Annotated in this window: 11 protein-coding genes; 1 reads left to right on the top strand and 10 read right to left on the bottom strand. The window is 66.0% G+C overall.

The genetic code is table 11. The features are described 5' to 3' along the window. Positions 1-285: 285 nt before the first annotated feature. A complete protein-coding gene (gene hemE, locus NOM55_RS05585; RefSeq protein WP_047966846.1) occupies positions 286-1,350 on the bottom strand; it encodes a uroporphyrinogen decarboxylase in 1,065 nt (354 codons plus the stop codon). Positions 1,351-1,538: 188 nt separating this feature from the next. Here hemE and NOM55_RS05580 point away from each other — a divergent pair, with 188 nt between their 5' ends. Further along, the gene (locus NOM55_RS05580) at positions 1,539-2,357 is read left to right on the top strand and encodes a mechanosensitive ion channel family protein (RefSeq protein ID WP_255907821.1); all 819 of its coding nucleotides are present in this window, start codon (positions 1,539-1,541) and stop codon (positions 2,355-2,357) included. A 33-nt stretch (positions 2,358-2,390) separates the two neighbouring features. Here the strand turns inward: NOM55_RS05580 and NOM55_RS05575 are convergent, their stop codons facing one another. The 9 genes from NOM55_RS05575 to NOM55_RS05535 all read right to left on the bottom strand — a co-directional run bounded on the left by NOM55_RS05575 (position 2,391) and on the right by NOM55_RS05535 (position 13,065). Then, positions 2,391-5,513 carry an efflux RND transporter permease subunit gene (locus NOM55_RS05575; RefSeq protein WP_255907820.1) on the bottom strand — a complete coding sequence of 1,041 codons (3,123 nt, stop codon included), beginning with the start codon at positions 5,511-5,513 and terminating at the stop codon, positions 2,391-2,393. A gap of 15 nt (positions 5,514-5,528) precedes the next feature. Beyond that, entirely contained in the window at positions 5,529-6,638 is a 1,110-nt protein-coding gene (locus NOM55_RS05570; protein WP_255907819.1) for an efflux RND transporter periplasmic adaptor subunit, read from the bottom strand. A 179-nt stretch (positions 6,639-6,817) separates the two neighbouring features. Continuing rightward, positions 6,818-8,080 carry a murein transglycosylase A gene (locus tag NOM55_RS05565; RefSeq protein WP_255907818.1) on the bottom strand — a complete coding sequence of 421 codons (1,263 nt, stop codon included), beginning with the start codon at positions 8,078-8,080 and terminating at the stop codon, positions 6,818-6,820. Between the two features lie 131 nt (positions 8,081-8,211). Then, the gene (locus tag NOM55_RS05560; RefSeq protein WP_255907817.1) at positions 8,212-8,751 is read right to left on the bottom strand and encodes a glutathione peroxidase; all 540 of its coding nucleotides are present in this window, start codon (positions 8,749-8,751) and stop codon (positions 8,212-8,214) included. A 169-nt stretch (positions 8,752-8,920) separates the two neighbouring features. Beyond that, on the bottom strand, positions 8,921-9,286 hold the full coding sequence (gene trxA / locus NOM55_RS05555; protein ID WP_255907816.1) for a thioredoxin: 366 nt from the start codon (positions 9,284-9,286) through the stop codon (positions 8,921-8,923). Between the two features lie 132 nt (positions 9,287-9,418). Further along, positions 9,419-10,366, bottom strand: a complete 948-nt coding sequence (locus tag NOM55_RS05550) for a class I SAM-dependent methyltransferase (protein ID WP_255907815.1) — start codon at positions 10,364-10,366, stop codon at positions 9,419-9,421. 86 nt (positions 10,367-10,452) lie between these two features. Then, positions 10,453-10,998: a pantetheine-phosphate adenylyltransferase gene (gene coaD, locus NOM55_RS05545; RefSeq protein WP_047966854.1), complete on the bottom strand. Its 546-nt coding sequence runs from the start codon at positions 10,996-10,998 to the stop codon at positions 10,453-10,455. A gap of 118 nt (positions 10,999-11,116) precedes the next feature. Beyond that, positions 11,117-12,091, bottom strand: a complete 975-nt coding sequence (locus tag NOM55_RS05540; protein ID WP_047966855.1) for a peptide ABC transporter ATP-binding protein — start codon at positions 12,089-12,091, stop codon at positions 11,117-11,119. Then, positions 12,088-13,065 carry an ABC transporter ATP-binding protein gene (locus NOM55_RS05535; protein WP_120810542.1) on the bottom strand — a complete coding sequence of 326 codons (978 nt, stop codon included), beginning with the start codon at positions 13,063-13,065 and terminating at the stop codon, positions 12,088-12,090. Before NOM55_RS05535 ends, NOM55_RS05540 begins: the two co-directional genes overlap by 4 nt.

Raw genomic sequence — 13,065 nt, 5'->3', positions numbered from 1 at the left:
TTGTGAACAACTGACGAGCCGGCTGGCAAAAAGCACGTCAATCGGGCATTCCATTAGATTGCACAAATTTTAATCTGAAATATTAAAACCAATAAAATCAGATGCTTATATAAATTTCATCTTTCTTTGGCAACAAGCCTTGACAGGCCGGAAAAATGCCCCGTTTTGGTGTGCATAAGTCGTGGAACAACTGCGGCGACAACTGTCAAGCCTTGCCGGCAAGCTTTGTTTATGCATCAAAAAAAGCCACCGCCGGCAGGCGGTGGCTGTGACCGGTTTGACGTGTCAGACGGCGTGGTACGGGCGCGACAGGCGGTGTACGGCGGCGACCAGTGCCTTGGCGTGTTCCGGGTCGGCAAACTGCGAAATGCCGTGACCGAGGTTGAACACGTGGCCGGAGCCGTGGCCGTACGCCGCCAGGATGCGGCCGGCTTCCTGCTCGATCGCCGCCGGGCTGCCGAACAGCGCGTTGGGGTCGAAGTTGCCCTGCAGCGCCACCTGGTCGCCGACGCGCGCGCGCGCCTGGCCGATGTCGGTGGTCCAGTCCAGGCCGACGCAGTCGGCGCCGATGGCGGCGATCTGTTCCAGCCACTGGCCGCCACCCTTGGTGAACACGATCACCGGCACGCGGCGGCCGTCGGCCTCGCGCTTGAGGCCGGCGATGATCTGCTGCATATAGGCCAGCGAGAATTCCTGGTAGGCGGCGTGACTCAGCGCGCCACCCCAGGTATCGAAGATCTGCACCGCCTGGGCGCCGGCATCGATCTGCGCGTTGAGGTAGGCGGTCACCGAGTCGGCGGTGATGCGCAGGATGTGGTGCAGCAGTTCCGGGCGGCCGTACAGCATCGCCTTCACGTGACGGAAGTCGGCGGAGCCGGCGCCCTCGATCATGTAACAGGCCAGCGTGAACGGGCTGCCGGAGAAGCCGATCAGCGGCACGCGACCGTCGAGTGCCTTGCGGATGCTGGATACCGCGTCGAACACGTACTGCAGCTTGTCCAGTGGCGCCACCTGCAGCGCCTTGATCGCCGCCTCGTCGCGCAGCGGACGGGCAAAGCGCGGGCCCTCGCCCTCGGCGAAGGACAGCCCCAGCCCCATCGCGTCCGGCACCGTCAGGATGTCGGAGAACAGGATGGCCGCATCCAGCGGGAAGCGCTCCAGCGGCTGCAGCGTGACCTCCGTCGCGTAGTCCGGGCTGGTGCACAGGCCCATGAAGCTACCGGCGCGGGCGCGGGTGGCGCGGTATTCCGGCAGGTAGCGGCCGGCCTGGCGCATCATCCAGATCGGGGTGTATTCAACCGGCTGCTTCAGCAGCGCGCGCAGGAAGGTATCGTTCTTGAGCTGGGTCATGTTGGCTATACGGGCAGAAAAAGGTTGGCCGCATTATACCCTGCGCCGGCGGCGCTGCCTTGACCTGACTGCGGCATCGCCCGATGTTTTTGCCCGCCAGCGGCGACAATTCATGCAAATGAACTTGTTGCCGGCAATGCCAGCTGCTTAACTGGATGCAGATCCCACCCGCCCGACAAGGAGTTGTCATGAATCAGATCGACCTTTCCCACTGGCAGCAGGTCGCCACGGATTATGCGTTCAATATCGGCGGCACGCTGCTGGCCGCGCTGGCCTTCTGGATCATCGGCCGCTGGCTGATCGGCCAGGTCGGCCGCCTGCTGCAGCGCACGCTGGAGCGGCAGCATGTCGACGCCACCATCATGCGTTACCTCGGCACCACCATCCACGTCACCCTCAACGTGATCCTGGTGGTCGGCATCCTCGGCTACTTCGGCATCCAGACCACCACCTTTGCCGCGCTGTTCGCCGCCGCAGGCGTCGCCATCGGCATGGCCTGGTCCGGGTTGCTGTCCAACTTTGCCGCCGGGGTGTTCCTGATCGTGCTGCGGCCGATGAAGGTCGGCGATTTCGTCACCGCCGGCGGCGTCACCGGCACGGTGAAGGAGATCGGCCTGTTCACCACCGCCATCAACACCCCGGACAACGTGCTGACCATGGTCGGCAACGGCAAGATCATGGGCGACACGCTGCAGAACTTCAGCAGCAATCCCTACCGCCGCGTGGAGCTGAAGGCGCAGCTGGCCGGCAGCGCCGACCCCGCCGCCGCCATCGCGCTGCTGCGGCAGCGGCTGGCCGCCATCCCCAACGTGCAGGCGGAGCCGGCGGTGGAGGTGGCGATCCTGGAGTTCAATCTGGTGGGGCCGGTGCTGGCGGTACGCCCGTTCTGCCATAACGACCACTACTGGCAGGTGTACTTCGACACCAACCAGCAGATCCGCGACGCACTGGGCGGCGCGGCCTTCCCGCCGCCGATGCCGGCGCAGGTGGTGTACGTGAAGCAGTAAGGTTGGCCGCAAGCGTCGTCAATGCCCGGCGGCTCAGTGCGGCGAGGCCGCCGTCTGGCCGGTGAGCCGCGCCAGCAGGCGGCGGATGCGCGTGCGCAGGCCGTCGAGGTAGGTGTACACCACCGGCAGCACGATCAGCGTCAGCACGGTGGAGGTGATCAGGCCGCCGATGATGGCGTGCGCCATCGGCCGCTGCGTCTCCGAACCGGCGCCGCTGGCCAGCGCCAGCGGCAGCATGCCGAAGATCATCGCCAAGCTGGTCATCATGATCGGGCGCAGCCGCACGCGGCCGGCCTCGACGATGGCATCCAGCCGCGCCATGCCTTCCTTGCGGCTCTGGTTGATGAAGTCGACCAGCAGGATGCCGTTCTTCGCTGCCAACCCCATCAGCATGATGATGCCGATCACCGAGAACATGTTCAGCGTGGAGCCGAACAGCCACAGCGCGGCGAACACGCCGACGAAGGCCAGCGGCAGCGCCATCATGATGGTCACCGGCAGCGTAAAGCTGCGGAACTGCGCGGCGAGAATGAGATAGATGAAGATCACCCCCATCGCCAGCGCCTGTACCGCGTAGTCCAGCGATTCCTGCATGCTCTTGCGCTCGCCCTCCTGCGACAGCATCACCCCGGCCGGCAGCCGCAGCTGTTTCAGCGCGGCGTCGACACCGGCAAACACCTCGCCGGCGCTGCGACCGCTGATGTTGGCGGTGACGCTGATCTCGCGCATCAGGTCGGTGCGCTCGATCTGGCGCGGGCTGCTGCCCGGCTCGATGCGCGCCAGCTGTGCCAGCGGCACCATATTGGCCTCGCCGTTGTCGCGCCGCGTGCCGGGCACCATCAGCACCTCCAGCAGCGCCGCCTCGCGCCCCTCGCGCGGCAATTGCAGGCGCACATCGTAGTTTTCGCCGTCCGGCGCCTCCCACGTCGTCACCGTGCTGCCGGCCAGCAGCACCGACAGCGTGTTGCCGACGCGGGTGAGATCGACACCCAGCGAGGCGGCGGCATCGCGGTCCAGGCGCACGTCCAGCGCCGGATCGGCGTCGGAAAAGCTGCTCTGCACGTCGCGCACGCCGTTGACGCGTGCAATCGCCGCCATCACCGCGTCGGTGGCCTGGCTCAGCGCCTGCAGGTCGCTGCCACGGATGCCGATATTGACCGGCTTGCCGCCGGGGCCGTGCTGGCCCAGCTCCTGCACCGAATCCAGCTCGATGCCGGCCACCCGCTGCGCGCTGCTGCGCGCCGCCGCCATCAGCTGGAACAGGTCGCGCTGGCGCGACTGCTTGTCGCCGACATCGATGGTCAGCTGCGCCTCGTTGCGGCCGGCGCCAAAGCGACCGCCGCCGATCTTGCTGTCGACGGTGTTCACCTCCGGAATGCTGCGCAGCTGCGCCTCCACCTCGCGCGCCTTGGCGGCGGTGTATTCCAGCGTCGAGCCGGGCGCGGTCTTGAACGACAGGCGGAAATCGCCGTTGTCGGCACGCGGCAGGAATTCGCCACCGATCACCGGCACCAGCATAAAGCTGCCGACGGTCAGCGCCAGCGCCGTGAGCAGCACCGTCTTGCGGTGCGCCAGCGCCCAGCGGATCACCCGCACGTAGCCGTCGGCGAGGCGGTCGAGCGAGGCCTCGAACCAGTCCAGCGCGCGGCCGACCGGGCCCTTGTGGTGATCGCCGTGGCGGTGCGGGTCGTGCCACACCGAGGACAGCATCGGGTCCAGCGTGAACGACACGAACATCGAGATCAGCACCGCCACCGTCACCGCGAGGCCGAACTGGTGGAAGAACTTGCCGATGATGCCACCCATGAAGCCGACCGGCAGGAACACCGCGACGATGGTCAGCGTGGTGGCCAGTACCGCGAGGCCGATCTCGTTGGTGCCGTCCAGCGCCGCCTGGTAGTGGCCCTTGCCCAGCGTGGCGTGGCGCACGATGTTCTCGCGCACCACGATGGCGTCGTCGATCAACAGGCCGATGGACAGCGACAGCGCCATCAGCGTCATCACGTTGAGGGTGAACCCCAGCGCCTGCACCGCGAACAGGGTGCCCAGCAGCGCGATCGGCAGCGTCAGGCCGGTAATCACCGTGCTGCGCCAGCTGCCGAGGAACAGGAACACGATCAGCACCGTCAGCCCGGCGCCTTCCAGCAGCGTCTGCTGCACCCCGCTCAGCGACTTGCGCACCTCGTCCGACTTGTCGTAGGTGAGCTTGACCTCGCTGCCGGCCGGCATCAGCGGCCGCTGCTCGGCGATGATTGCCTTCACCGCATCGGCCACCGCCACCACGTTGGCGCCGCGCGCGGCACGCACGTCCAGCCCCACCGCCGGCTTGCCGTCGATCAGGCTGATGCTGTTCTTTTCTTCCTCGCTGTCGCGCACTTCGGCCACGTCCGCCAGGCGGATGGTGGCGCCCTGGCGCGTGGCGATGCCCAGCTCGCGGAAGTCGTCCACCGACTCAAGCTTGCCGGCGACGCGCACCGACAGCTCGTTGCGCTGGCTGCTGACCTGACCGGCCGGGAAATCACGGTTGGCCGCGGCGATGGCGTCGGCCACCTCGCTGACCGACAGCCCCAGCGCCTCCAGCCGGTAAGGCTGCAGCTCGATGCGGATCTCGCGCTTGCTGGCGCCGACCAGTTTCACCTCGCCGACCCCGCTCACCGTCTGCAGCCGCTTCTTCAGCACATTGTCCAGCCAGTTGCTCAGCTCGCGCTGCGAACCGTCCTGCTGGCTGAAGGTGTACGACATCAGCGGCTCGTCGTTGGGGTTCATCTGCGAGATGGTCGGCGTGCTCACCTCGCGCCGCAGCCGGCCCTGGGCGGCGCCGACCTTGTCGCGTACCTCCTGCAGGCCGATGGCCGGATCGGTGGACAGCTCGAACTCCACCACCAGCGTGGCGACGCCCTCGGAGGAGTAGGAGCGGATGTGCTTGACGCCGTTGATGGTGTTGACCGCCTCTTCCAGCGGGCGGGTGACCTCGCTCTCGATCACCTCCGGCGAGGCGCCGGGATAGGATGCCGACACCACCGCCACCGGGAAGCGGATATCGGGAAACTCCTCCACCGGCAGCTGCTTCCAGGCAAACAGGCCCAGCACCGTCAGCAGCAGCATCATCACGGCGGCAAGATAGGGGTTCTGCACGCTGACGCGGGTTAACCACATAGTGTCACCTTCTCCTTAGCGCGGCAGCGCCACGCGGTCGCCGGGTTTCAGCCCCAGCAGCGGCGCCGCCAGCAGCGTGCGGCCAAGCTCGATACCGCGCACCGCCAGCACCCGCTCGCTGTCGTTGCGCAGCACGATGCTGACCGGCTGGCGGCGCAGGGTGTTGCCGTCCAGCAGCATCACCCACGGCTTGCTGCCGTCGGCATCGCGCACCGCCGCCTGCGGCAGGCGCACCGCGTCGCTGATTTCGCGCAGGATCACCTCGCCGGTGACGAACTGGCCGGCCTGCAGCCGGCCGGCGCGGTTGTCGACGCGCAGATAGGCATTGAAGGTGCGGCTGCCGGCATTGGCCACCGGGTTGATGCGCACCAGCTGCGCGGCAAACGGCTCGGTCGCGCCCTCGACGCGGAAGCGCGCGCGCTGGCCTGGCTGCACCTGCGCCACCTGCCGCGCCGGGATGCTGGCGGTCGCCTCCAGCTGGCTGAGGTCGGCAATGGCGAACAGCTTCTGGTTGCGGCTGACCTGCTCGCCCGGCTGGATGCGGCGGGCGTAGACCACGCCGTCCATCGGCGAGTGCACCGCGGTATCGGCCAGGCTCTTGCGCGCACGCGCCAGCTGGCTGCGGCGGGCGTTGACGTCGCCTTCGCGGATGCGGTATTCGCTGTCCACCTCGTCGAACGCCAGCTTGGAAATGAAGCCCTGCTGGTACAGCTCTCGCTGCTTGTCCAGCTTCAGCCGCGCCAGTCGCAGCCGCGCCTCGTCGTTGGCCAGCTGCGCCTGCTGTTCCACCAGCGCCTGCTGCAGCGTCTCGCCGTCCAGCCGCGCCAAGAGCTGGCCGCGGCGCACGCTTTCGCCCTCGCGCACCAGCACCTCGCGCACGCTGGCGTCGATTTCGGCGGCGACCTCGATGCTGGTCAGCGCGTTGAGGGTGGCGGTAAACGGCAGGCTGGCGGCCACCGGCGCCAGCCGCGCCTGCAGCACGTCGCCGCGCGCCAGCTGGCGCAACGGCGCGGCGGCGGCCGCGGCGCTGGCGTCATGGCCGCTGGTGGCAGGTTGGCCGCAGGCGGCCAGCAACAGCACGCTGGCGGCAAGGCAGGCAGTTCGGAACAGGGTCGGACTGGTCATGGTGACAGGCTTTCTCAAATCTGGTGGCGGCGCAGAGCCGGCGCACGATCAGCGGTGGCGGCTCCCGGCGCGACGAAACGGCGCTGGCAGCGGCATGCCTGTTTATCTCTCGACAAACGCCGCGGTCTCAGCCGTTTTCGCCGGCGTTCGCGGGAGTGCGCGCGATCGTGAACACGCGCTCAGGGACGCGCTACCGGGGTCATGCCGCGCGGCAACAGCAGCCAGAACCGGCCCTGCTGCTTCATGCGGCCGGCGTACATGCCGGCCTCGGTGCCGAAGCCGAAAAAGAAATCGCCGCGCACCGCACCGCGGATGGCACCGCCGGTGTCCTGCGCGTGCATCAGCCGGGTCAGCGGCTTGGGGCTGCCGTCCAGCGGCCAGGTGGTGGCCAGGTACACCGGCGCCCCCAGCGGGATGTAACGCGGATCGACCGCCAGGCTGTGGCCGTCGGTCAGCGGCACGCCCAGCGCGCCGATCGGGCCGCCGCCGCTGCTGTTCAGGGTACGGAAGAACACGTAGCTGGGGTTGACGTCGAACAGCTCGCGCCGGCGCTGCGGGTTGGCTTCCAGCCAGCCCTTGATGCCCTGCATGCTGGCTTCGGCCAGCGTCAGCTGCTGCTGGTCGATCAGCCAGCGGCCGATGGACTTGTACGGGTGGCCGTTCTGCTCGGCGTAGGTCACGCGCAAGAAGCTGCCGTCTTCCAGCTGGATGCGGCCGGAGCCCTGCACCTGCAGGAAGAACAGCTCGGTTTCGTCCTCCACCCAGGCCAACACCGGCGCGCTGTTGATGCCCTTGCCGGCGTTGATCTCGGCGCGGCTGTAGTACGGCAGCAGGCGGTTGCCGTCGAGGCGCCCTTTCAGGCTACGGGTACGGCTGTCGATGACGAAATCGGCCAGCGTCACCAGCAGTTCGTCGGCGCCGGGCTGGGGCTTGCCCGCCACCACCTGCAGCCGGTTGCCGCCGCTGCGGCGCGCCACCAGTTGCGTGGCCGCGCGCTGTTCGGCGCTGATGTCGAGCAGCAGCAGGTCCTGCGGCACGCCGTACACCGGGTACGGCGTCTGCGCGCTGCGCTGGCGGCTGCCAGTCAGCAAGGGCTCGTAGTAGCCGGTGATCAGCCCGCTGTCCTTGCCGGCGTCACTGACCTGCCACGGCACAAAGCGGCTCTCGTAAAAGCGGCGGATGCCGTCAACGTTGGCCGCATCCAGCGTCGCGGCCTCGCTGCAGACCGCCTGCCACTGCGGGCGGCCGGCCAGCGGGCGGCAGCTTTCGCGCAGCGCCAGCAGGCTCTCGCTGGCCAACGAGCTGTCCCATTGCGGCAGCTGGCTGAACGCGGCCGGCTGGTAGCGGATGCTATCGGCGGGCGACGACGTCGGCGGGGTGGAAACGGTGGAACAGGCGGCCAGCAACAGCAGGCTGCCGCACAGCAGTAAACGGTTCAGCATGGAAACAGGACTCTCGGAAAACCCGGAACAGGCACGGGTGCTAGAGCGGTACGGCTCCGGAAAGTTCGGATGGTACTGGAACGGCAGCCGGAATAACAATGCAGCTGTCGTGCATCCGGCCAGCGCCGCGCTCAGGGTGCGGCCGGCAACCGCTGCTGCAGCGCCTTGAGGAAGGCCGGATCATCCGGCCGCGTCAGCGGGCCGAAGGCGATCACCGACTTGCCGCCCGGCGCGATGATGTACTTGTAGAAATTCCACTTCGGCGTGCTGCCGGCCGCGCTGGCCAGCGCCTGGTAGAACGGGTGCGCGTTGCTGCCACGCACGCTGATCCGGCTCATCATCGGGAAATCGACGCCGTAATTGCTGTGGCAGAACTCGGCAATGTCCTTGGCCTGTTCCAGCTCCTGGAAGAAATCGTCGCTGGGGAAGCCGAGCACCACCACGCCGCGACTGCGGTATTGCTGCCACAGCGTCTGCAGCTGGGCAAACTGCGGCGTGAAGCCGCACTCGCTGGCGGTGTTGACCACCACGATGGTCTTGTCCTGATACTGGCACAGGTCGGTGCTGCCGCCGGTCAGGCGCGGCACCCGGTAATCCAGCAGCGGCGGGCAGGCTGCCTGCGCCAGCGGTGCCGCCAGCAGCAGCCACAGCCACCATGCTTGCTTGCGCATCAGCCTGCCCTCCCCGTCTTGCGGCTCAGAGCCGTGTTCACTATCTCGCGAGCTAGGGCGAGACAAGGCGAAAACGGCTGAGGAAGCGGAGTTGACATGGGGTCAATGAGCATTCCGAAGCCGTTTTCAACGCCGTATCGCCGAAGCGCAGCAGATCATGAACAGGTGCTCAGCCCTGGTCCTGCGCGGCCATGTCGGCGCGGACCTGGTCCATGTCCAGATCGCGTACCGCCTGCACCAGTTGCTCGAACTGCGGCGCCATCATCGCGCCGGCCTGGTGGAACACCACGATGCCGTCCTTCAGCGCCATCAGCGTCGGAATGGAACGGATCTTGAAGTGGGCGGCCAGCTCCTGCTCGTCCTCGGTGTTGATCTTGGCGAACACGATGTCGCCGTGTTTTTCCGCCGCCGCCTCGAAGATCGGGCCGAACGACTTGCACGGGCCGCACCACGGCGCCCAGAAGTCGAGAATCACCATGCCGTCGCCCTCGACGGTGTCGTTAAAGGTATCGGCAGTTACGTTTACATAGGCCATGACGGCTCCTTGGATTCGTTTGCGGCGGCCGCTGCGGCCAACCTTGCTGCTTTTCAAGATTGTCGCTGCACGGCGACTAGGCAAGGGATGGCCGCCATTAAATTTCGCGATACCGCATATTGGCGGTCGCTATCAGTGGCGATGACGGATGCGCCAGCACTGGTGGATCTTCTTGTTGCGGAAGTCCTCCGGCACCGACTGCGCACTGATGTCCTGCACCGCGTAGTCGGCGACCAACCTGTCGTCCAGCGTGAAGCTGCGCAGGTTGTTGGAGAAGTACAGCACGCCGTCCGGCGCCAGCAGCCGCATCGCGCCGTCGACCAGCTTGACCTGGTCGCGCTGCACGTCCAGCTCGTCCATCATCTTCTTGGAGTTGGAGAAGCTGGGCGGGTCCATCACGATCAGGTCGAACTGCTTGCCGGCAAAGGCGGCATCTTCCAGATACTGGAACACGTCGTCGCGGATCAGCTGGTGCTTGGCCGGGTCCAGGCCGTTGAGCTCGAAATTGCGCCGGCTCCACGCCTGGTAGGTGTTGGACAGATCGACAGTTTCGCTGCTGACCGCGCCACCGTTGGCCGCATACACGGTAAAGCTGCCGGTGTAGGCGAACAGGTTGAGGAAGCGCTTGCCGGCGGCTTCGTCGCTTACCCGCTTGCGGGTGTTGCGGTGGTCGAGGAACAAGCCGGTATCCAGGTAGGCATCGAGGTTGACCCAGAAGCGCTGCCCCTGCTCGGCCACCACGAAGTCCTCGCCGTCGCGGCCGGTCTTCTCGTACTGGCTTTCGCCCTTCTGGCGGCGGCGGGTCTTCAGTGCGATGTTCCACAGGGGCACGCCGGTGATGTCGCTGATCGCCTGCTGCACCGCGGCGATCCACGCCACGTACTCGGATTCCTCGATCTGCCAGCCGGTGTCGTATTCCTGCAGGTGGATGCGCTGGCCGTAGACATCGATGATCAGCGGAAACTGCGGCACGTCGCGGTCGTAGACGCGCCAGGCGTCCAGCTCGTTGCGGCGCGCCCATTTGGCGTAGTGCTTGTAGTTCTTGGCAAGCCGGTTGGCAAAGGCGGAAACGTCAACCATGCAACTTCCTTTTCAATAAAAACCAAACGCCGGAACATGTCCGGCGCCTATTCAGCTCTCGGTGGCGGCCAGGGTTGGCCGCACGGCTAGTCGTTGTTCAGCGCGGCCTGCTGCCGTTCATGATAGGCCACCAGGCGGCGGTATACCGGTTCCGGCACGTACTGGCGGATCATCTGTTCCCAGCCCTGCGGCCCCATCAGTCCCTTGACCATGGTGGAGGATACCTCGGCGTACTCGCGCGGCGGCAGCAGGAAGATGGTGGTGATGTCGGCGTGCAGGTCGGAGTTGATGTAGCGCATGGTGCGCTCGTACTCGTAGTCGCTGGCGGTGCGGATGCCGCGAATGATGTAGTTGGCTTCAATGCTCTGCGCGTAGTTGACCAGGAACTGGTTCTCGAATACCTCGACCCGCAGCTTGGAAAAGCCGCGCGTCACCGCACGCAGCATGTCCAGACGCTCGTCCACGCTGAAGGTGCAATGTTTTTCCGGATTGACGCCGATGGCCACTACCACCTCGTCAAACAGTTCCACGGCCTCGCGTATCATCCACAAGTGCCCGTTGGTCACCGGGTCAAAACTACCGGCATAGACGGCGCGCTTCAATTGATGCTTTCCTTTGCGACTATTTGTCATGGCGGAATGTAGCGTGGCTAGGGATGGTGGACAAGGTATTTTTGCTGCATTGCAAAAATAAAAGCACCGGCGCGGTGCGGTAACGCATCACGCCGGTGCGGCACTCTCTTACAGAATATCAGGCGTTGATGGTTTCCGCATGATGGCACGCCACTTCGCGGCCTTCGAGGCTGCGCAATTGCGGTACTTCCTTGCCGCACAGATCGGTCGCGTAGGGGCAGCGCTTGTGGAAGGCGCAGCCGCTTGGCGGATTGAGCGGGCTGGGCAGCTCGCCGTGGATCTTGATCTTGATGCTGCGGTCTTCCGGATAGATCGACGGTGTCGCCGACAGCAGCGCCTGGGTATAGGGATGCAGCGGCTTGGCGTAGATCACTTCCTTGCTGCCCACCTCCACCGCGCGGCCGAGGTACATCACCATCAGGTCGTCGGCGACGTGCTCCACCACCGCCAGGTTGTGCGAGATGAACACGTAGGCGGTGTTGAACTCTTCCTGCAGGTCCATGAACAGGTTCAGCACCTGCGCCTGGATCGACACATCCAGTGCCGAAGTCGGCTCGTCGGCAATCACGATCTGCGGCTGCAGCATCATGGCACGGGCGATGGCGATACGCTGGCGCTGGCCGCCGGAGAACATGTGCGGGTAGCGGTAGTAGTGCTCGGGGCGCAGGCCGACGCGCTTCATCATCGCCTTGACCTTGTCCTCGCGCTGCTGCGCCGTCAGCTTGGTGTTAATCAGCAGCGGCTCGCCCAGCTGGTCGCCGACCTTCTGCCGCGGGTTGAGCGAGGCGTACGGGTTCTGGAACACCATCTGCACTTTGCTGCGCAGCGCCTTCAGCGCGGCCTTGCCGGCGCTGGCGATGTCGACACCGTCCAGCACCAGCGAACCGGCGGTCGGCGCCTCGATCAGCGTCAGCTGCCGCGCCAGCGTGGACTTGCCGCAGCCGGATTCGCCGACCACCGCCAGCGTCTTGCCAGCCTGCAGTTCAAACGACACGCCGTTCAGCGCCTTGACCACGGCCTTCGGTTTCATGAAGCCCTGCGACACCTCGTAGTGACGGGTCAGGTCGCGAGCCTGCAATACGGTCTGGCTCATGGGGCCTCCTTCTTCTCGAACAGCGGGTAGAAGCAACGCACGGCACCATGCTCGTGCGCAGTGATGCCGGGACGCTCGTTGCGGCAGCGTTCCTGCACGTACGGGCAGCGCGGCGACAGCAGGCAGCCGCTGGGGCGGTCGTACTGGCCGGGCACGATGCCGGGCAGGGTCACCAGCCGGCGTGCGCCCTTGCTGTGTTCCGGAATGGAGGACAGCAGCGCCTGGGTATACGGATGCACCGGGTGACGGAACAGCTGCGGCACGGTGCCTTCCTCGGCTACCTGGCCGGCGTACATCACCGCCACGCGGTGTGCCACCTCGGCAATCACCGCCAGATCGTGGGTGATCATCAGCAGAGCCATATTGCGTTCTTTTTGCAGATTGACCAGCAGGTCCATGATCTGCGCCTGGATGGTGACGTCCAGCGCGGTGGTCGGCTCGTCGGCAATCAGCAGCTTGGGGTTACAGGCCAGTGCCACCGCGATCATCACGCGCTGGCTCATGCCGCCGGACAGCTGGTGCGGGTAGGCTTCGAGACGGGTCTTCGCCGCCGGAATCTCCACCAGCTCCATCAGTTCCAGTGCGCGCGCCTTCAGCTCGGCGCCGCGCAGGCCCTGGTGCACCTTCAGCACTTCCATGATCTGGTAGCCGACGGTGTAGCTCGGGTTGAGCGAGGTCATCGGGTCCTGGAAGATCATGGCGATGTCCTTGCCGACGATCTTGCGGCGTTCCCGCGCGCTGATGGTGAGCAGGTTCTTGCCGTCGAAGGTCAGTTCGTCGGCCACGATGCGGCCCTGCCCTTCCAAGAGGCCCATCATCGCCATCATGGTTACCGACTTGCCGGAGCCGGATTCGCCGACGATGCCGACAATCTCGCCCTGGTCGACCGACAGGTCCAGCCCTTCCACGGCGCGGAACGGGTTTTTCTCGGAGCCGAACTCGACCGAGAGGTTCTTGATTTGCAACAGACTCAT

Source organism: Vogesella sp. AC12 (assembly GCF_024437575.1).
Classification (GTDB): domain Bacteria; phylum Pseudomonadota; class Gammaproteobacteria; order Burkholderiales; family Chromobacteriaceae; genus Vogesella; species Vogesella indigofera.
This window is presented reverse-complemented; position numbering and strand designations above follow the sequence as displayed.